The sequence below is a fragment of the Leeuwenhoekiella parthenopeia genome (genome assembly GCF_020782115.1).
Lineage (GTDB): Bacteria > Bacteroidota > Bacteroidia > Flavobacteriales > Flavobacteriaceae > Leeuwenhoekiella > Leeuwenhoekiella parthenopeia.
Genome location: NZ_JAJGMW010000012.1, coordinates 63287 through 82414, shown reverse-complemented (window position 1 = coordinate 82414; position 19128 = coordinate 63287). Strand labels below are relative to the sequence as shown.

Below are 19128 nucleotides of genomic sequence, written 5' to 3'. Positions count from 1 at the left end.
GCTTTAAAGAAATACCCAGATTATGATCAACACGATAGACTCTCAGACGTCGGTTTTTTTATTGATTACCCTTGCTTGCGGACTGGTAGCCTTTACCGTTCTCTTTTTTGTACTTCGCAAATTGGGCAAAAGCCCTAAAACCATGCTGCCGCTTAATTTTGCAGGTAAAATCAGAATACCACTTGCCCTGTTTATGCTCGCTTTGATTTTGCGCATTATAAAGACTAATGACGAAGTTTTAAGTATAGTTGATGAACGTGTACTTTCCCACTCGAGCACACTCCTGTTTATTTTAAGTATCACCTGGGCGCTAATCGTGATTATCAAGGCTTTTAAAAGACATATACTCACCAAGTACGATATGAGCGCAACAGATAACATCCACGCACGTAAAATTTATACCCAGTTTAATGTACTGGAGCGGGTAATCATATTTCTGATCGTGTTGTTTGCCGTAAGCATTGCTTTGATGAGTTTTGACAGCATACGCTCTATAGGCATAAGTATGCTTACCTCGGCGGGTATTGCCGGGATCATCATTGGTTTTGCAGCTCAGAAGGCTTTAGGAACCCTTATGGCCGGTATACAAATCGCATTTACCCAGCCTATACGTATGGATGATGTGGTGGTGGTCGAAGGGGAATGGGGCCGTATCGAAGAGATTTACCTTACCTACGTCGTGGTAAAAATCTGGGACAAGCGCAGGCTCGTATTGCCTACCACCTATTTTATTGAAAAACCTTTTCAGAACTGGACGCGCAACTCTTCAGACATCCTGGGTACGGTTTTTATCTATACCGATTATACAGTGCCTTTTGATGCCCTGCGCAAGGAACTCACCCGAATACTGGAAAACACCGAACTTTGGGATGGCGAGGTCAACGTCTTACAGGTCACAGACACCAATAACGAGATGGTAGAATCACGAGCCCTGATGAGTGCCAAAGACTCCCCTACTGCCTGGGATTTAAGGGTTTTGGTACGCGAAAAACTGGTGGTCTTTATTCAGGAAAATTATCCGCAAAGCCTGCCACGCACCCGTATTGAAATGCAGGCAGAGCCGGTATCAAAAATTCCATCTCAACAGAAAAATGACCCCGGAAAATCAGATTTACTGAAGAAGGAAAATTAAGATCTTGTGATTAAATCAAAATAATATGATTTTTGAACATCTAGTATTGGGGTTTACCTTTGGAATATCGATGTCATTTATTTCCTGGATCGTAGGGATGGCACTTAATGCTATTCTGATGAAAACGAAATACTATGAAAAGTTATCAAATCTCAATTTTATTAAGAGTCAAAGGCTGAATAGAAAAATCGGAATTCAATACTTCAAATGGATCGTAAAAAATACCTTCTTCAGATTTTTTAACCAGAAACTAAAACTGCAAAATAGAAATACAGATTTGAACGAAATTCGAAAGGAAATGACCCTTTCCGAAATAAGTCATCTTATTGGCTTCACATTTGTGGCTCTTATTGCTATTTATAAAGGCGTAACCACCGGAATACTTTTCGCATTTGCAATGATGATTCCAAACGTTCTACTCAATTTTTATCCTTCCTTATTGCAACAGGAGAACAAGAGAAGGATTGATAGCATATTAAATAAAAAATCGGCAATGACAAGTTGAATAGAGCTGCAGCAAAATTTTAAAAATTATTGAAAATCATTCACGGGAAAAAAGTCAATTAACACCTCAATAAAAAAACAGGAGTACCTGAGGGAAATAGGGAAACCCTTTTAAAAGGGAGTGCTGGATAAAAAAATCTAAAACTAAAAGGAGATCACTCGCATTTAGAAAGTTTCCCTTCAAAATTACTCTGACATCCAATCAGAAATCCCATTTTTACAGATAGTCAAAGTCCTTCTCAATCGTAAAACCAGATTTAAATGAAAGCAAGTCTGTTTATCGTATTAATTTCTTACATCAGTCTTCAAGACTTTTCTGCACAGGAAAACCGGGATTTGTATTTAGGCACCTCTTATACCTTACATTCCGAAATCTTAAACGAAGACCGCATCTATTCGGTAAGTCTGCCGGAATCGTATTACGAGGGTAAGGCCGAAAACAAAACCTATCCCCTGCTCATCATAATGGACGGAAACACGCATTTTAGGCCTTTAAGTGGTATAGTGCAGTATCTAAGCGCAGCTTCTACCCGCAATCTTCGTATCCCTGAAATGATTGTAATAGGTATTGAAAATGTAAACCGCCGCAGAGACTTTACGCCCGATAAAGTCATCACCACAAGACCTAATGATACCGGCGGCGGAGCTGCATTTTTAAGTTTTTTGGAAAACGAACTCATCCCCGAACTGGATCAAAAATTCAGAACAAATACTAACCGTATTCTTTTTGGTCACTCTCTGGGCGGTCTGCTCGCCGCGCACGCGTATATGCAGGAAGAAAGCCCATTTAATGGTTTTATCGCGGTAGATCCCAGCTTTGGCACCTGGGACGCAGAAACAATGGATGCTAAGATTGAACAGGTTACGCCCAACTCGTTTCAACGTTTTATCTACATCGCCACGGCTAACTGGGGCAAACGCAACATCAAAAACCGCGACCGGCACGTAAGATGGCTTGAATCCTTAAATCAAAAATGCGAAGCCCCCCTACCCGCAAAACTTGAATATTTTGAAAACGAAACCCACAGTTCAGTCTCTGTGATCGCATTTTATAATGGGATTACCACGCTTTTTGAAGAAGATGGTTTGTATCGAAAAAACATCTTTTTGAACCCGGAGAACCAATCCCCGGAGCAACAAAATTAGTTTAGGAGCACTTAAACCTGACCACAAAGAAAGACACAGGAAAACGAGCATGAAGAACAAAAATCTAAGCGGGTATGATGAACTTTTTCGACAACTTGAAGAAAAAACAGCACTGACTGAGGATGAAAAGGCCCGTATTCCTCAATTCTTTGAAAGCAAAAACCTCGAAAAAAAGCAATATTTATTACGACAGGGCGACTATTGTAAAAATCTGGCATTTGTAGCAAAAGGTGCTTTAAAGTCGTATACGCTAGATGATAAGGGACAGGAACACATTAGTTTACTGGCCTGGGAAGGATGGTGGGTTTCTGACTTTAAAAGTTTTATCGCTGAAGAAAAAGCTATTTTAGCTATTGATGCCATTGAGGATAGTGAAGTGCTTCTTATATCACGCTCCAACTACGAAGCGCTTTTAGAGGAAATTCCTTCTATGGAGCGTTACTTTAGAATTTTATATCAAAATAGTCTGGTTACAAAAGACCGAAGATTGATAAGTTCAAACACCTATACCGCCGAAGAGAAATACCTGCATTTGTTAAAGATGTACCCCTTTATATCCCAGCGCATTCCACAAAATCTAATTGCCTCATACCTGGGTCTTACCCCCGAAACCATTAGCCGAATAAAGAAAAACCTGGTAGAATAACACCTGTTTACAGTGCGGCTTTTTTCTTGATTCAGATCAATGCACAGCTGGTAAGCTCCCTGTAATTTTGTTTTATAGTTAAAAACAAATACAGATTATTATGGATAACATAGCATTGATAGTTGGCGCAAGTGGTATTTCAGGTAACAACCTGGCCCAGGAATTACTTAAAAATGGCTGGACAACCTATGGCATTACCCGAAATTCTGAAGTCAAACTCGACGGACTCAAAAATATTAAAGCAGATTTACTGGATCTAGAATCCTTAGAAAAAGCGCTGGTTGACCTAAAACCTACCCACGTGTTTTTTACTGCCTGGATGCGTAAAGCTACAGAAGCCGAAAATATTGAAGTGAACAGTAAAATGGTGAGCAATTTGCTGGACGTTCTAGCCCCCAAAAAATCGGTTAAGCATGTTGCTCTGGTTACCGGATTAAAACACTATTTAGGCCCTTTTGAAAAATATGCCAGTGAGGGTTTTACACCTGAAACACCAGTAAGAACAGAGCATCCAAGACTCGAATTGAACAATTTTTATTACGCTCAGGAAGATGAGATTTTTGAAGCAGCAAAACGGGATGGCTTTACCTGGAGCATTCACCGGGCTCATACTATGATTGGGCAGGCCGTGGGTAACCTTATGAATATGGGAACAACTTTAGCTGTTTACGCCAGTATTTGTAAAGAAAAAGGCACGCCTTTTATTTGGCCCGGATCAGAAGCTCAATGGAACGGAATATCAGACGTAACAGATGCTAAAATTTTAGCCAAACAATTCGTTTGGGCAGCCACTACTCCCGAAGCCGGAAACGAAGCTTTCAACATTGTAAATGGAGACGTATTTCGCTGGAGTTGGTTATGGCAACAAATTGCAGAATACTTTGGTATAAACTATCAGGGCTACGTTGAAAATAACAGGAGTTTAGAAGAGCTTATGAGCGATGATGAGGCTATTTGGCTACAAATTGCAGATAAACATCAATTGGCTGAAACCCAATTAGACCGGTTGGCTTCACCCTGGCATACAGACCTCGATCTAAGGAGGCCTATTGAAGTCATGACAAATATGGCGAAAAGCCGTAAGCTGGGATTTAATGAATATCAGGATACCAGAGAATCATTTTTCGATTTATTTGACAAATTAAAGGAGCAAAAAATCATTCCGGCTTAATGGGAGGAATAAAAACCTATTAATTTAGTAAACACTAAAGAAATGTATAAAAAAAGGATGTCAGTTTAAAAACTGACATCCTTTTTAAATTTTAGTACATGTTTTCTATGCTTACTCCAATCCCGCGGCGGCATCCTGATCTAAAAACCAGATCAATTCGTCGCTTTTTGGCGCCACCAAGCTAGCCGGGTATTGCTTATAACCTTCGGTCTTATTGATAATTGCGGTTACTTTTTCGGCTTTGCCAGCACCGGTAACCAAAAACGCTACGGTTTTAGCATTATTAATCACTTTTCCGGTGATGGTCACGCGCTTTTGTCCGCTATCGGGATGGGTGGCTACCCGGCAGTTTTCGGGCATATCCCACAAGGCGATCTGGTGCGGGAAGATTGAAGCCGTATGGCCATCATCACCCATTCCCAGAATAACCAAATCAAAACATGGGATTCCGTTTGCAGCAGGGATGTTTTCCTGCAACACCTCGCTATAACGCTTAGCCTCTTCTTCAGGATCATTTTCACCTTTCACCCGGTAAATATTGGTCTTCGGTATTTCGATTTTAGATAACAAATGATCTACGGTCATTTTATAGTTGCTCTCGGCATCAGCAGGCGGTACGCAACGCTCATCCCCCCAGTATAAATACACCTGAGACCAGTCTATATCCTTACCAAATTCTGATGCAAGCTGATCAAACACAATTTTAGGCGTACTGCCTCCCGAAAGCGCGATATGTACCGGCTCTCCCGAAGCACAACACTCCTTAAAAAACGCTGAAAAATCCTCAGCTACCTGCTCCTTTGTTTCCTTTATACGTAATTCCATTTCTTTCAATTCAAAGTTTAAAATTCAATGTTTTAGGTTGGTTTTCAGTTTTCGGTTTTAAAATAACTCAATAACCTAATAAAACTTCTTACTCCTTACTCTTCACCTTTTACCTCTAACCACTTACTTTTTACCCGCTACAAACCACCATTAACAAATAACACTTAACATCTAAATGATGCAGTATCCCGTTTCATCAGTTAACAACTCACCGGGATTGCGCCAGCCGTTGGCATCTTCAATAAGGTCGTCTGAGTTTTTAGGTCCCCAGGTTCCTGCGGGATATCCGTAGGTGTTTACATTGACATCTTTGGCCCAGTATTCTAAAATAGGATCTACAAATGCCCAGGCCGCCTCGACCTCATCGGCACGTGCGTAAAGCGTGGTGTCACCCTGCATCGCATCGAGCAACAGACGCTCGTAGGCATCCATAATATTGTTATCGCTCAGGCTGCTGTAGTAAAAGTCCAGGTTGGCGCGCTCCACTTTAAAGCCCTGCCCCGGCACTTTTACCCCAAACTTGATCAAAATACCCTCATCGGGCTGAATACGGATGATGAGTTTATTGTCTTTATTGTTGATGTCCTGATTTTTAAATACCTGATGATGTGGCGTCTTGAAGTGAATTACCACTTCGGTTACCTTGGTTGGCATACGCTTGGCGGTGCGCACGTAAAACGGAACATCTTTCCAGCGCCAGTTATCTACAAAAAACTTAACCGCAGCATAGGTTTCGGTTTTAGATTCGGGATCAACACCTTCTTCTTCCCTGTAACCTTTTACACGTTTGCCATTAATACTTGAAGCGATATACTGCCCTTTCATCGTATGATCAAAAAGTTCCTGCTCCTCGCGCATAATCCGCAAAGATTTAAGAGCTTTTACCTTCTCGTTGTGAATCTCTTCGGCTGTTGCATTAATGGGTGGCTCCATCACGATAAGCGATACAATCTGCAAAAGGTGACTTTGAAACATATCACGCAAGGCTCCTGATTTATCATAATAGCCACCGCGCTTTTCTACCCCTACCGTTTCGGCATTGGTGATTTCTACGTGATGTATATAATTTCGGTTCCAAAGCGGCTCAAAAATGGAGTTTGAAAAACGCGTAACCATCAGGTTTTGCACGGTTTCTTTTCCTAAATAATGATCTATTCGGTAAATCTGACGCTCTTTGAAGTATTTCTGTAGTCCGGCATTAAGCTCTTTAGCCGTTTCCAGGCTGTAACCAAAAGGCTTTTCGACCACAATGCGTCTAAAACCTTTTGCACCTCCACTCCCCTTGGTCAAACCCTGATCGTAAAGGTTTTTGGCAATGGGCTCATACAGACTGGGCGGTGTAGACAGGTAAAACGTAAAGTTGTCATCTGTCTTATATTCGGTATTCAATTCTTTGATACGCTTGGCAAGACCGCTGTATTCGGAGTCGTAATCGTCTCCCAGATCGGTGTAGAACATCGTATCTGCGAACTTCTTAATAAACTCCTTGTCTTTAGATTTAACCTCTTCTTTTAAGAATTCGCTTTCATACACCACGCGCTTTCTAAAATCTTCATCACTCAGGTTGCTTCGACTGGCGCCCAAAACCACAAAGTTTTCGGGAAAATGACCGTCTGAATATAAGTTATAAAGCGCAGGAATTAGTTTACGCGCTGTAAGATCTCCGGAAGCTCCAAAAATGACCAGAAGCTGATTTGATGTAGAATTCATAGAACTAGTTTGGTTTTTTTAGTTTTAGCGATAAGCTCAGGCATCAAAATAACATGAGTTTATAATTTATAACTACCCCATGTCACTATTATCGTTTAATTTTGGCTTACGCGCGTACAAAAATAAGGCATCCTGCCCGTAAAGCAGAGGCTTTATAAAAACATTAGCGTGCAAATTTAAAAGAACAATAACAAATTATTATGGAGCATAAAAATTATGATTTTGGCCTGGTTGGTCTTGGAGTAATGGGACGCAATTTTATTTTAAACGTCGCAGACAACAACTTTAAAGCCTTTGGCTACGACCTCGACTCAGAAAAAGTGGATGCCCTTAAAGAAGAAGGCGGTGATCTCAATAAAGTAGACGCGTCTACAGATATCAAAACCTTTACACAGGCGCTTGCCGCTCCGCGAAAAATCATGCTCCTGGTTCCTGCCGGGAAAATTGTAGATCAGGTTATTGAAAGCCTGCTACCTCACCTCGACAAGGGCGATATTATTATTGATGGTGGAAACTCCTTTTTTACCGATACAGACCGACGCGAAGCCTATTTAAAGGAAAAAGGAATCAATTTCTTTGGCGCCGGTGTTAGCGGTGGTGCCGAAGGTGCCCGTAAAGGCCCAAGCATTATGCCCGGTGGTGACGCCGATGCCTACGAACACATCAAACCTATTTTTGAAGCTGTAGCTGCCGACTTTAAAGGCGAGCCCTGCGTAGCGCATTTGGGGCCCAAGTCTGCCGGAAACTACGTGAAAATGGTGCACAACGGCATCGAGTACGGCATGATGCAGCTTACTTCTGAGATTTACGATTTACTGCGAAAGTCGGTTGCGTTGAGCAACGACGAATTGCATCAGGTTTATGACCTGTGGAATAAAGGTCGTCTGCAGTCGTTTTTAGTGGAGATTACTGCCGAAATATTCAAGCAGGAAGATGACCTGGGTGACGGAAGATTGATCGATAAAATACTCGATAAAGCCAAGCAAAAAGGTACCGGTAAATGGACCTCACAAAACGCGATGGACCTTGGGATTCCGGTTCCTACTATAGATATCGCGGTAAGTATGCGCGAGATTTCAGCCTTAAAAGACGAGCGCATCGTTGCCGATAAACTATACGACCGTCCTGAGCCTAAAGCCATTGATAAAGACAAAATCATCGCAATGGCCGAAGAAGCTTTATACTTCTCGTTTATCATCGCCTATGCGCAAGGCCTGCACCAGCTTGCCGAAGCTTCTAAAGAATACGAGTACGATCTCGATATGTCTGTAATTGCCAAAATCTGGAGAGCCGGTTGTATCATACGTTCAGGCTTGTTAGACAACATTTCGGAAGCATATCTAGCAGACAAAAACTTACCTAACTTATTATTAGCGCCTTCGTTTGTGCCTAAAGTTCAGGAAACGATGGCTTCAGTTAGAGAACTGGTTGCTTATGCGGCTACCAGCGGAATCCCGGTTCCCGGACTTTCAAACTCATTGAATTATTTTGAGGCCTATACCTCAAGTCATCTGCCGCTAAACCTTATTCAGGCGCAGCGCGACAACTTCGGTTCGCACACCTACGAGCGTCTAGACCGCGAAGGTGTTTTCCATACCGAATGGGGAAAGTAATTTCTTGATATCCATTTACAAAAGAGCCTTTAACGAGGCTCTTTTTTTGTTTTGGGCAAAGCCGAAAAATGGAATACCTAAAGAAGGTTTTAAAACCTGAAGATTATCAGCTAAATTGAAGACTTAATCAATCAAGCTATGAAATTCATACTTTCCGCTGTTTTGGGTGTGCTGCTCCTTATTTCCTGTAAAACCCGGGAACCGGAAGCAGATCTGGTGATCGCCCACGTAAACCGAATTGATATCGAGAGCGGGAGTGTTTATCCCAATCAATTTATCTACATCACAGGAGACCGCATTACCTTGGTGTTAGACAGTGCTGAAGCTGCTCAACTCGACGCCAAAGAAACCCTGGATGCCACCGGAAAATACCTGATGACCGGTCTTTGGGACAATCATGTGCATTTTAGGGGCGGTGATAGTTTGATTACCGAAAATAAAAATCTGCTCAATCTGTATATCGCAAACGGAATCACCACCGTTCGCGACGCCGGCGGTGATTTGACAAATTCTGTTCAGGATTGGCAAAACCAAATTGAAAGCGGTGCTCTTACCGGCCCCGAAATCTACACCTCCGGACCCAAGATTGATGGTCCGGGCGCTACCTGGACGGGTTCGCTTGAAGTTTCCGGCGAAGCCGAAATAGAAGCCGCTCTCGACTCGCTGCAACAACTCAATGTAGACTTTGTAAAGATTTACGACAGCACGATTTCTGCGGAAAACTACCTGGAGGCTATCGCTAAGTCCGAAGCCCGCGGGATGATCACCAGCGGTCATATGCCCTACAGCGTCACGGTTGAGGATGCGGTAAAATCCGGTATCGATGCGATGGAGCATTTGTACTACGTGTTAAAAGGCTGCTCAGCCGAAGAAAAGTCTATCACTGAAGCGGTGAAAACCGGTGAAGCCGGTTTCTGGTCGTCTTTAGATCGCGTGATGCAAACCTACTCAGACACTACCGCTCAAAACACCTTTAAAATGCTGAGGGATCAGGATGTTTTTGTAGTGCCCACGTTGCATATAGGTCATACCTTAAGCTATCTGGATGAAGAGAATCACACTGACGATTCCTATTTAAAGTATATGGGTCCCGGAATTCAAAAAACCTATGCCGGGCGAATCAACAGCGCTAAAAACGCCTCACCTGAGTTTGTCGTGATGCGTAAAAATCTGGATTCGGCCTTTGTAAAACTGGCGGGTGACCTGCACCGTAACGGAGTAAAATTACTGGCGGGTTCAGACTGTGGCGCCTTCAACTCCTATGTCTATCCCGGCAAGTCCTTACATCAGGAATTGCAGGCTCTCGTGGATGCCGGATTAACTCCCTTAGAAGCTCTTCAAACTTCAGCTTTAAACGGCGCAGATTTCCTCAAAAAAGACAAACCGGTAATTCAGGCAGATGCCGTAGCCGATTTGGTGCTACTCAATGCAAATCCGCTTGAAAACATAGAGAATACTAATGATTTGTTTGCCGTAATCAAACGCGGCAACTTATATTCCAAACAAGATCTGGAGGATTTACTCAAAAAAGGCAGCAATCAATAAATGTTGCACTTTTGGAAATTGGTTTCGCTAAGGTCTTAAACCGAATTCCCTATAAATCGTATTTTTAAAACCACATTTAAAAACTTCCTATGAGATATTCAGTATTCGTTCTTTTCGCTTTGCTTTTAACCACTGCTTTCGCCCAGAAGGTACAGGTTCCTGTTGATACGACAATGATTTCTAAACATTCGGTAAGTATAAAAGGAAAAACGATTCCGTATACTGCAGAATTGGGTTTTCAGCCGGTTTGGGATAAAAGCGGAAATCCCGTTGCCACTCTCAACTACACCTATTACTCGCGCTCAGATGTTGCAGATAACCAGACCCGGCCTTTGCTCATCAGTTTTAACGGTGGCCCCGGCTCTGCTTCGGTGTGGATGCACATTGCCTACACCGGGCCGCGTATTCTTAAAATTACAGACGAAGGCTATCCGGTACAGCCCTACGGCATTAAAGACAATCCCAATTCGGTACTGGATGTGGCCGATGTGGTTTTCGTCAATCCGGTAAACACAGGCTACAGCCGTATGATACCTAATGCAGAAGGCAAAATGCCCGAACGCGAACAGTTTTTCGGTGTTAATGCAGACATTTCGTATCTGGCAGACTGGGTAAATACCTTCGTTACCCGGCATAACCGCTGGCGTTCTCCCAAATTTCTCATCGGTGAAAGTTACGGTACCACGCGGGTTTCGGGGCTTGCCAATGCCTTGCAACAAAAACGCTGGATGTATCTCAACGGGGTGATTCTGGTCTCTCCTACCGAAATTGGTTTTGAGTTTGAAGGTCCGGTTGAGATTGCAAACCGCCTGCCTTATTTCGCTGCCACTGCCTGGTATCACAAGGCCTTGCCTCCTGCCCTTCAGAATAAAGACCTTACTGAAATGCTTCCGGAAGTTGAAGCCTATGCTGTAAACGAACTGCTTCCGGTTTTGGCTAAAGGGGGTTATGCTTCCGCAGCCGAAAAAGAAGCCGTAGCCGAAAAAATAGCGTATTACTCGGGGCTTTCCGTCAGGACTGTAAAACAAAACAACCTTGCCGTACCCTTCAACTATTTCTGGAAAGATCTGCTTCGCGATTCCAAAGGTTTTACCGTAGGTCGCCTGGACAGCCGCTATCGCGGGCTTGATATTGCCGATGCAGGTACTTCGCCCGATTACAACAGCGAACTCACCTCGTGGCTGCACAGCTTTACCCCGGCGATCAATTATTATATGCGTGAAGAACTGGGCTTTAAGACCGATCTTACTTACGATCTCTTTGGCGATGTGCATCCCTGGGACCGCTCCAACAACCACGCCGGTGCAGATCTGCGAGAAGCTATGGCGATCAATCCCAATCTGCACCTTTTGGTACAATCGGGTTACTACGACGGCGCCTGCACCTATTTTAATGCCAAATACATCATGGGGCAGATCAATATCAATGGGAAGTTTGACAATCGTATGGATTTTAAAGGCTATCGCAGCGGGCATATGATGTATTTGCGTGCCGAGGATCTCAAAGCCGCCAATGAAGATCTGCGTTTGTTTATCGAAAAAGCTTCACAGGGAATTGATCAGGGCGCAAAATACTAGACCTGGGATTTAAGATTGAATTAATATAAAATCGGTTTTAAGGCTGAAGCTTTAAAGTATCTTTGCGGCTATGGATTTATCACAGGTAAAATTGGTCATTTCAGATATGGACGGTACGCTCCTTAATCACAAAGACCAGGTAAGCGATCGTTTTTTTGAACTGTTTAAAGAGTTGCAGGCACACGACATTCCGTTTGTGGCAGCCAGCGGCAGACAGTATTACAGCATTGTTTCAAAACTCGCCCCTATAAAAGATGATATTTTTGTCATTGCCGAAAATGGAGGGATTACCGTAAAAGGTGAAGAAGTTTTGGACACCTGCACCATAGATACCGAAACCGTTCACAAACTCATCAGGCGTATGCGCGACATTGAAGATGCGCATATTGTGCTCTGCGGAAGAGAGCAGGCCTATGTGGAGTCTAACCACGATGAATTTCTCGAAATATTTAAAGAGTATTATACCAAATACAAAAACGTCGAAGACCTTACCGCGATTACCGAAGACTCCTTCTTCAAAATTGCTGTGTACAGCTTTGGCGGTTCTGAGGAAACCACGTATCCCCGGGTAAGAGATATTGAAGACGAAGTAAAAGTCAAGGTAAGCGGCGAAAACTGGCTGGATATCAGCCATCTGGATACCGACAAAGGTCGCGCCTTAAAATTGCTTCAGCAAAAACTGAATATTTCTAAAGACCAAACGATGGCTTTTGGCGATTACAACAACGATCTGGAAATGATTGAGCAGGCAGCATTCAGCTTTGCTATGCAAAACGCACATCCCAATGTTGCGAAAGCTGCTAATTACTCCACCAAAAGCAATATTGAAAATGGTGTAGAACACATTTTGGAGCAACTGGTCGCTATAAAAAACCAGTTACACACCAAATAAGGTAAGAACCACCTTGCGACTGCCGCCGTGATTGCGGTGCTCACAGAGGTAAATCCCCTGCCAGGTGCCCAGATTCAATCGGCCGTTGGTGACCGGTATGTTTACCGAAGTTCCCATCAGACTGGCTTTAATGTGGGCAGGCATATCGTCAGGACCTTCAAAGGTATGTTTGTAATAGGGTGCATTTTCGGGCACCATTTTATTGATATGGCTTTCAAAATCTTCCCGTACCGTTGGATCTGCATTTTCATTTATGGTAAGCGATGCCGAAGTGTGCTTGATAAACACCTGCAATTGACCGGTGCTAATCTGGCTCAACTCGTTTAACTGACCCGTGATTTCTGATGTAATCAGGTGAAACCCGCGACGACGGGACTGCAGGCTTATTTCTTTTTGAAAAAACTTCATCGATATTTTTTTTGGAAGTGAAAATTACAAAATGCAGACTACACCGCGTAAACAGTCTGTGAATAAGTGTTTATAACTCCCCTTTAGAAATTGAAGGCCGGTGCCTATATTCGTTAGAACCAAAAAATCTACGATATGGCAGCTATTCAAAAAATTACCCGGCTTCAAATGCCCTGGGATACTCAGGATCCCTTTCTATTTTGTGCATTTCACAACGACAACTACCCAAAGGGGAATGGCAAACTGGGGCCCGATGCTTCTTTAGCCGGTCGCTATATAGGTCAGGATTTTGTACAAAAAGACGGCTGGGCGATGTACCATGGTTCTAAAGTGCCCGGTTTTCCTGCGCATCCGCACGTGGGTTTTGAGACGGTTACCGTTTGTGAAAAAGGCTTTGTTGATCACTCCGATTCGTTGGGAGCTGCAGGACGTTTTGGCAATGGTGATGTGCAGTGGATGACTGCCGGAAAGGGAGTTCAGCACAGCGAAATGTTTCCCTTATTGAATGAAGAAGCTGAGAACCCGCTTTTACTGTTTCAAATATGGCTGAATCTTCCTGCGAAAAGCAAAAAAGTAGAACCCTATTTTGGAATGATGTGGAATTCAAAAATCCCTGTGATAGAACAAACCGATGCAGAGGGCAATTCCATAAAAATAAAACTCATCGCCGGAAGCTTTAAAAACCAGTCTGCTTTAAACCCAGCACCGGATTCCTGGGCGGCAAATCCTGAAAACGATATTCAAATCTGGTTGATTAGCCTGGACCCGAATGCAAGTTTTACTCTTCCTGAAGGTGCCGAAGATTCTAACCGTTCCCTCTACTTTTATGAAGGGGAGCAACTGGAGGCCGAAGGTTTTGAAATCCCCGTTATGCACCACATTCGCGCAGAAGCTACAGAGCAACTTACGCTTAACAACGGCTCAACAAAAGCACATCTACTACTCCTTCAGGGAAAACCCATCGGGGAGCCGGTGGTTAAGCACGGACCCTTTGTAGGCAATTCCCGTAAAGACATAGAAGATGCCTTTATGCGCTTCCAGCAGGATTCCTTCGGCGGATGGCCCTGGCCCTCAAACGAACACACCCATGAACCCGAAAAGAAGCGTTTCGCTAAATATCCGGACGGTAAAGTGGAAAATTTATGATTGTAAATGATAAAAAATCTAAAAATTCAATTTATTATTTTACATTTGATCGTCAATATGTGTAATTTATCGATTTGACTTGCATAAAACTTTACTAACCCAACTCTTATGATTAGGAACTCTACGCTTCTTGGAAGAGCAATTTTCGTGCTTTTCCTATTTTTTTCTGTTGGTTTTTCTACTAAAACCTTTGCGCAATGTGCCGGGGAAGACAACACAATCGATTTATGTGACAAAAGCTCGCAACAAGAGATTGATCTGTTTTCCCGTCTTAACGGAACTCCACAACCCGGAGGAACCTGGACGGATAACGATTTATCCGGCGGGCTTGATGTCAATACCGGTATTTTAGACACCTACGTTATAAGTACCGGTGGTGTTTTCACTTATACCTATACCAATTCAAGTTGTGGAGAAAGTGCTACCATTACGCTCAATCTGGCGGGTTATCCCGGAGGTGACAACATGAATGCGGTGGCTTGCGATGACAATCCAAGTGTAAACCTTTTTCAATTTACAGGAGGAAACCCCTCTGCAACTGTACCCGGAAACTGGTCTCTTACCGCAGTAGATAATGATAATGGAGATAGTGTTGCATCGCTAAGCGGAGCTCTTGAAAGAAGTAGATTTAATGCTGCTCAGGCCGGTACCGGTACTTACACCTTTACGTATACCATCACCGATCAGGTAGCTTTGGATTGCTTTCCTCCTAACTCTGACCAGCTGAGCAGTACCGTCGTTTTAGAAGTGACCCCTGCTCCGGAATCTGGAGATCCCAATCCTGCAGCACAAACCACCTTTTGTGAAACTGAAGATCTATCGGGTCAAACCAATTACAATTTACGCGACGCCATAATCAATGAAGACGACGGAGGCTATTGGGAAGAAATTACAACCAATGAAATAAGTGGCGTAAATGACAGCTTTATTAACATTGAGCGTATACGCAATACCCTGGGTGGCGGCACATATATCTTTACCTATATCGTAGAGCCTATAAACCAAATATGTGATGAAAGTCGTATTAACGTCACCATCGTAATTGAGGATGTTGCAGATTTCACCAATGCTTCTCTGGAACTTACGTTTCCAACCGATGATGAAGACATTATATGTGAAAATGAATTACCTGTAAATCCTGTTGCTACCATAACCGGTGACCCGGCTGTCATTGCAGACGGCGATTACGAAGTCACGTATAGCGTAAGTCCTGCACCAAATACCGGCACCGAAACCCTTACCGTTACTATAACTAACGGTGAAGGTAGCTTTCCCGTAAACTCTGCCTTTTTTACCGCTGCCGGCATGGCTGAATTGCGCATCACACAAATACTAGATCCCAATACAAACGGTAACTGTGAGGCGCTAATTGCCGAACTCGTTGATACACTTACAATCGTCGCTTTACCTGACGCTTCAGATACTCAAATCAGTGTAAACCAACCCCTTTGTTTTGGTGAAAATGCTACGCTTTCTATAGCAGACAGCGGTACTACTCCGGCTATTGAATTAATTAACGGAGATTATAACTTTACGTACACCCTGACCACCGGCACTACTTCTCAGCAATATACCCAGACCGCTAACGTAACCAATGGCGCTGCATCTATAACTTTAATGGCAAGTGCATTGCCGGCAGCAGGTGATTACACGGCTACTTTAGATTCGGTTGCCAATGAAGCTGCTTGTGTTACGGCTACAGCTATTTCTAGCACATTTACTATAGATCCGCTTCCGGATGCTCAAACCCTTAGTGTAAGTGTTGCAAGCGCCTGCGAAAGTGAAGAAGTACGCGTTACGATCACAGACACTTCCAATCCGGCCAACCTGGCAGATGGCTCCTATGATTTTACCTATGACCTCAGTGGTGCGATCAATGCGACCGGTGAGACTGCTACCAACGTTGCGATTACCAATGGAACAGGGACATTCAGTATTCCTTCAACTTTATTGCAAAACGGGGAAACTACGCTTACCCTGACCTCTGTAGTTAATACTACAACTACGTGTACGGCTACTAACCTCACCAATCCCACCGCAAGCTTTACCATCGTTGCTACTCCAAACCTTGCGGAGAGCTTGATTACCGCAGAAGCGATTTGCGAGGGAGAAAACGCAAGTGTAGCGATAAGCGCCAATCCTGCACTGGTTGCAGATGGTGTCTACAACCTCACCTATACCCTAACAGGTGACAATACCGCTGCTGAAACTACAATCCCGGTAACCTTTACTAACGGTGAGACAAGTTTTAGCCTTGATACAGCTACGGTTGCAAATCCGGGTACTACAACCATCACTATTACAGCAGTTACAACCGAAAATCAGGATTGCCCCAGTGCAGGAATACCGGCTTCAGTTGACCTTATGGTAAATCCGCTTCCAGGTTTGGTTGATACGGTTTTAACGACTGACGCATCCTGCGAAGGTGATGCTGTTAGTTTTAGCCTTTCTAACCCTAATGTCGTAGACGGAACCTATGAAATCGTGTATCAGCTTACGGGCGCTAACACGCTAACTGATCAAACCGCCACTCTGGTTTTTGCTTCAGGCGAAAGTGATTTTACAATCGCAGCAGCAGATTTAGTTAACACAGGCAACAATACACTTAGTATTACTCAAATTACAGACCTCAATACAGCTAATGAATGTGAAGCCGCTGTAACCGGACTGAGTATTGATTTCATCATAAATCCAAACCCTGACTTTTCAAACCTTAGCATCAATCAGATTACCGGCACCTGTCAGGGAGACGATGCATCACTGGTTTTATCAGATACTACCGGTACTCTAGCTGATGGCACGTATACCGTAACTTACGATCTTAGTGGTGCTAACACGCAAACGACTCAGACTGCTACGGTAACTATTGCTTCAGGAACCGGTACTCTGGTTATCGACTCTGCTTTAATTTCAAATGCAGGTACCACCACGGTAAATCTAACTTCGTTTGTAAATACTTCCACTCTTTGTGAAAGTACTAATACCGCCGTAAGTGAAGATTTCACCATTGTTTCTCCTCCAGATTTAACCGGCGCTACTTTAAGTGTTGATGATGTTTGTTTAAATGATTCACCTGTTAATGCCACATTAAACGCACCTAACCTAAGTGATGGAAGTTATACATTTAATTACAACGCCAGTGGCGCATCAACAAGTAGTGCCATTGCGGCTAATATTCCTGTAGTTGGTGGTGAGGCTGTATTTGCAATTGATGCAGCACTTCTGGCAAACACAGGTGCGGTGACCTTAAGTATTACAAGCGTTACAAATGACGACAGCAGCTGCTTTACAGAAAGTCTGGATATTTCAACTGATTTTGTTATCAATCCGCTGCCTGTAATCGAAAGCGAAGACCTCGCAGTAGCCGATATTTGTCTGGAAGAAGGAACCCGTGTTGAAATCACCGGTACAGATCTGGTTGACGGCGATTACGAAGTGACCTATTCGCTTAGCGGAGCCAACACTGCTTCGGCTACCGAAACCCTGACGTTCACTGATGGGGCTGCTACAATTGATTTAGCTGCTGCAACTCTTGCGAATGCCGGTACAACTTCTTTTAGTATTACTCAGGTAATCAATCCTGTTACGTCGTGTGTAAGTACAACTACGGCAAGCGTAGAATTTGTTGTAAATCCTATTCCTGATGTGGCTGATGGACAACTGGAGGCTTCAGATATCTGCCTAAACGAAAACGGATTTGTAAGCTTTACAAACGCTACCGGCCTGGCCGATGGCGATTATACTATAACCTACGATCTTTCCGGAGCTAATGAAGCAACCGATGTGATAGCAACTTTAAGTATTGCCTCTGGTGCCGGAAGCTTCGAAATCCCGGCTACTTCACTTACCGAAACCGGCATTACAACCTTCACCCTTACTTTGGTGAGCAGTTCAGCTGGTTGTGATTCTGACCCATTAGTAGTTTCTGATGATTTTGAGGTGCTTACATTACCTGATGCTGCCGGACTCTCGGTTTCAATAGCAGATGTTTGTTTTGGTGAGCCTGTTAGCGTAAGCTTATCTGGAGCAACGCTTTTAGCTGATGCTGATTATTTTGTAACCTACGTATTAAGCGGAGCCAACACAAGCGGAGAAATCACGGAGACCCTCTCATTTAGCGCAGGAGCGGCTACCATAGATCTGGATGCGGCATTAATTGTTAACAGTGGCAGTACAACCCTTACGATTGTTGATGTACAAAATTTCACAACAACCTGTAGTTCTGTAAATGTAGGTGCTCCTGCTGCCTCGTTTGTTGCAGAAGATCCTGCTGCTCCTACTCTGGCTGCAAATGCTGAAGTATTCTGTATTAATGACTCACCTACTATCGCTGATCTTGAAGCGCGTGTTAACAGTTCGCTTACCGTGGTTACGTATAATGCGGCTACCGGTGGTGCTGCTCTTAGTGCAAACACGGCTCTTGCAGACAATGCTACGTATTACCTGGGTATCGTTAATTCCGCCAGTGGTTGCGAGAGTTCGCAGCGTCTTGCCATTACGGTTGACCTAAGTGGTTGTGATTCGGTATTTATCCCTAACGGATTCTCACCTAACGGAGATGGCATCAATGATGTTTTTGAAATGAAAAATATAGACATCATCTATCCCGATTACAGCATTGAAATATTTAACCGTAATGGTAGTGTCGTGTTTAAAGGCAACACAGCAACAGGCTTTTGGAATGGCCAGGCCAATACCAATAACCTGGGAGGCAATACCCTTCCCAACGGTGTTTATTTCTACATCATAAACTTCAACGACGGCCAGACCGCTCCAAAACAAGGTAACGTATATCTTAACCGATAAAAAAGGA

At 43.5% G+C, this 19128-nt stretch carries 14 protein-coding genes; 11 read left to right on the top strand and 3 right to left on the bottom strand.

What is annotated here, in order from left to right; all coding sequences use genetic code 11:
- Positions 1-22: 22 nt before the first annotated feature.
- The 5 genes from LLW17_RS10615 (at position 23) to LLW17_RS10595 (ending at position 4599) form a co-directional block, all read left to right on the top strand.
- Complete coding sequence (locus tag LLW17_RS10615; protein ID WP_228230240.1) at positions 23-1132, top strand: mechanosensitive ion channel family protein; 1110 nt, start codon at positions 23-25, stop codon at positions 1130-1132.
- A gap of 25 nt (positions 1133-1157) precedes the next feature.
- Entirely contained in the window at positions 1158-1637 is a 480-nt protein-coding gene (locus tag LLW17_RS10610; protein ID WP_228230239.1) for a glycosyl-4,4'-diaponeurosporenoate acyltransferase CrtO family protein, read from the top strand.
- 260 nt (positions 1638-1897) lie between these two features.
- Entirely contained in the window at positions 1898-2782 is an 885-nt protein-coding gene (locus tag LLW17_RS10605) for an alpha/beta hydrolase (RefSeq protein WP_228230238.1), read from the top strand.
- Between the two features lie 49 nt (positions 2783-2831).
- Positions 2832-3428, top strand: a complete 597-nt coding sequence (locus tag LLW17_RS10600) for a Crp/Fnr family transcriptional regulator (protein ID WP_228230237.1) — start codon at positions 2832-2834, stop codon at positions 3426-3428.
- A gap of 100 nt (positions 3429-3528) precedes the next feature.
- Positions 3529-4599 carry an SDR family oxidoreductase gene (locus LLW17_RS10595; RefSeq protein ID WP_228230236.1) on the top strand — a complete coding sequence of 357 codons (1071 nt, stop codon included), beginning with the start codon at positions 3529-3531 and terminating at the stop codon, positions 4597-4599.
- A gap of 111 nt (positions 4600-4710) precedes the next feature.
- Here LLW17_RS10595 and pgl read toward each other — a convergent pair whose 3' ends face one another.
- Positions 4711-5424 carry a 6-phosphogluconolactonase gene (gene pgl, locus LLW17_RS10590; RefSeq protein ID WP_228230235.1) on the bottom strand — a complete coding sequence of 238 codons (714 nt, stop codon included), beginning with the start codon at positions 5422-5424 and terminating at the stop codon, positions 4711-4713.
- Between the two features lie 171 nt (positions 5425-5595).
- Entirely contained in the window at positions 5596-7134 is a 1539-nt protein-coding gene (gene zwf / locus LLW17_RS10585; protein WP_228230234.1) for a glucose-6-phosphate dehydrogenase, read from the bottom strand.
- Between the two features lie 200 nt (positions 7135-7334).
- Here zwf and gnd point away from each other — a divergent pair, with 200 nt between their 5' ends.
- From gnd to LLW17_RS10565, 4 genes are all read left to right on the top strand, one after another.
- Complete coding sequence (gene gnd, locus LLW17_RS10580; protein WP_228230233.1) at positions 7335-8747, top strand: NADP-dependent phosphogluconate dehydrogenase; 1413 nt, start codon at positions 7335-7337, stop codon at positions 8745-8747.
- 138 nt (positions 8748-8885) lie between these two features.
- Entirely contained in the window at positions 8886-10292 is a 1407-nt protein-coding gene (locus tag LLW17_RS10575; protein ID WP_228230232.1) for an amidohydrolase family protein, read from the top strand.
- Between the two features lie 89 nt (positions 10293-10381).
- Positions 10382-11869, top strand: a complete 1488-nt coding sequence (locus LLW17_RS10570) for a S10 family peptidase (RefSeq protein ID WP_228230231.1) — start codon at positions 10382-10384, stop codon at positions 11867-11869.
- 70 nt (positions 11870-11939) lie between these two features.
- The gene (locus LLW17_RS10565; RefSeq protein ID WP_228230230.1) at positions 11940-12761 is read left to right on the top strand and encodes an HAD family hydrolase; all 822 of its coding nucleotides are present in this window, start codon (positions 11940-11942) and stop codon (positions 12759-12761) included.
- Here the strand turns inward: LLW17_RS10565 and LLW17_RS10560 are convergent.
- Positions 12747-13169, bottom strand: a complete 423-nt coding sequence (locus tag LLW17_RS10560) for a secondary thiamine-phosphate synthase enzyme YjbQ (RefSeq protein ID WP_228230229.1) — start codon at positions 13167-13169, stop codon at positions 12747-12749. The two genes, LLW17_RS10565 and LLW17_RS10560, sit on opposite strands and share 15 nt — an antisense overlap.
- A 135-nt stretch (positions 13170-13304) precedes the next feature.
- Between LLW17_RS10560 and LLW17_RS10555 the strand changes: the two genes are divergently transcribed.
- Positions 13305-14315, top strand: coding sequence for a pirin family protein (locus tag LLW17_RS10555; RefSeq protein ID WP_228230228.1), 1011 nt, complete (start codon positions 13305-13307; stop codon positions 14313-14315).
- 108 nt (positions 14316-14423) lie between these two features.
- On the top strand, positions 14424-19121 hold the full coding sequence (locus LLW17_RS10550) for a T9SS type B sorting domain-containing protein (RefSeq protein ID WP_228230227.1): 4698 nt from the start codon (positions 14424-14426) through the stop codon (positions 19119-19121).
- The last annotated feature ends 7 nt before the right edge of the window (positions 19122-19128 follow it).

Coding starts and splice junctions, on each gene's coding strand:
- LLW17_RS10615 (WP_228230240.1), top strand. CDS start 23: ATGATCAACACGATAGACTCTCAGACGTCGGTTTTTTTATTGATTACC.
- LLW17_RS10610 (WP_228230239.1), top strand. CDS start 1,158: ATGATTTTTGAACATCTAGTATTGGGGTTTACCTTTGGAATATCGATG.
- LLW17_RS10605 (WP_228230238.1), top strand. CDS start 1,898: ATGAAAGCAAGTCTGTTTATCGTATTAATTTCTTACATCAGTCTTCAA.
- LLW17_RS10600 (WP_228230237.1), top strand. CDS start 2,832: ATGAAGAACAAAAATCTAAGCGGGTATGATGAACTTTTTCGACAACTT.
- LLW17_RS10595 (WP_228230236.1), top strand. CDS start 3,529: ATGGATAACATAGCATTGATAGTTGGCGCAAGTGGTATTTCAGGTAAC.
- pgl (WP_228230235.1), bottom strand. CDS start 5,424: ATGGAATTACGTATAAAGGAAACAAAGGAGCAGGTAGCTGAGGATTTT.
- zwf (WP_228230234.1), bottom strand. CDS start 7,134: ATGAATTCTACATCAAATCAGCTTCTGGTCATTTTTGGAGCTTCCGGA.
- gnd (WP_228230233.1), top strand. CDS start 7,335: ATGGAGCATAAAAATTATGATTTTGGCCTGGTTGGTCTTGGAGTAATG.
- LLW17_RS10575 (WP_228230232.1), top strand. CDS start 8,886: ATGAAATTCATACTTTCCGCTGTTTTGGGTGTGCTGCTCCTTATTTCC.
- LLW17_RS10570 (WP_228230231.1), top strand. CDS start 10,382: ATGAGATATTCAGTATTCGTTCTTTTCGCTTTGCTTTTAACCACTGCT.
- LLW17_RS10565 (WP_228230230.1), top strand. CDS start 11,940: ATGGATTTATCACAGGTAAAATTGGTCATTTCAGATATGGACGGTACG.
- LLW17_RS10560 (WP_228230229.1), bottom strand. CDS start 13,169: ATGAAGTTTTTTCAAAAAGAAATAAGCCTGCAGTCCCGTCGTCGCGGG.
- LLW17_RS10555 (WP_228230228.1), top strand. CDS start 13,305: ATGGCAGCTATTCAAAAAATTACCCGGCTTCAAATGCCCTGGGATACT.
- LLW17_RS10550 (WP_228230227.1), top strand. CDS start 14,424: ATGATTAGGAACTCTACGCTTCTTGGAAGAGCAATTTTCGTGCTTTTC.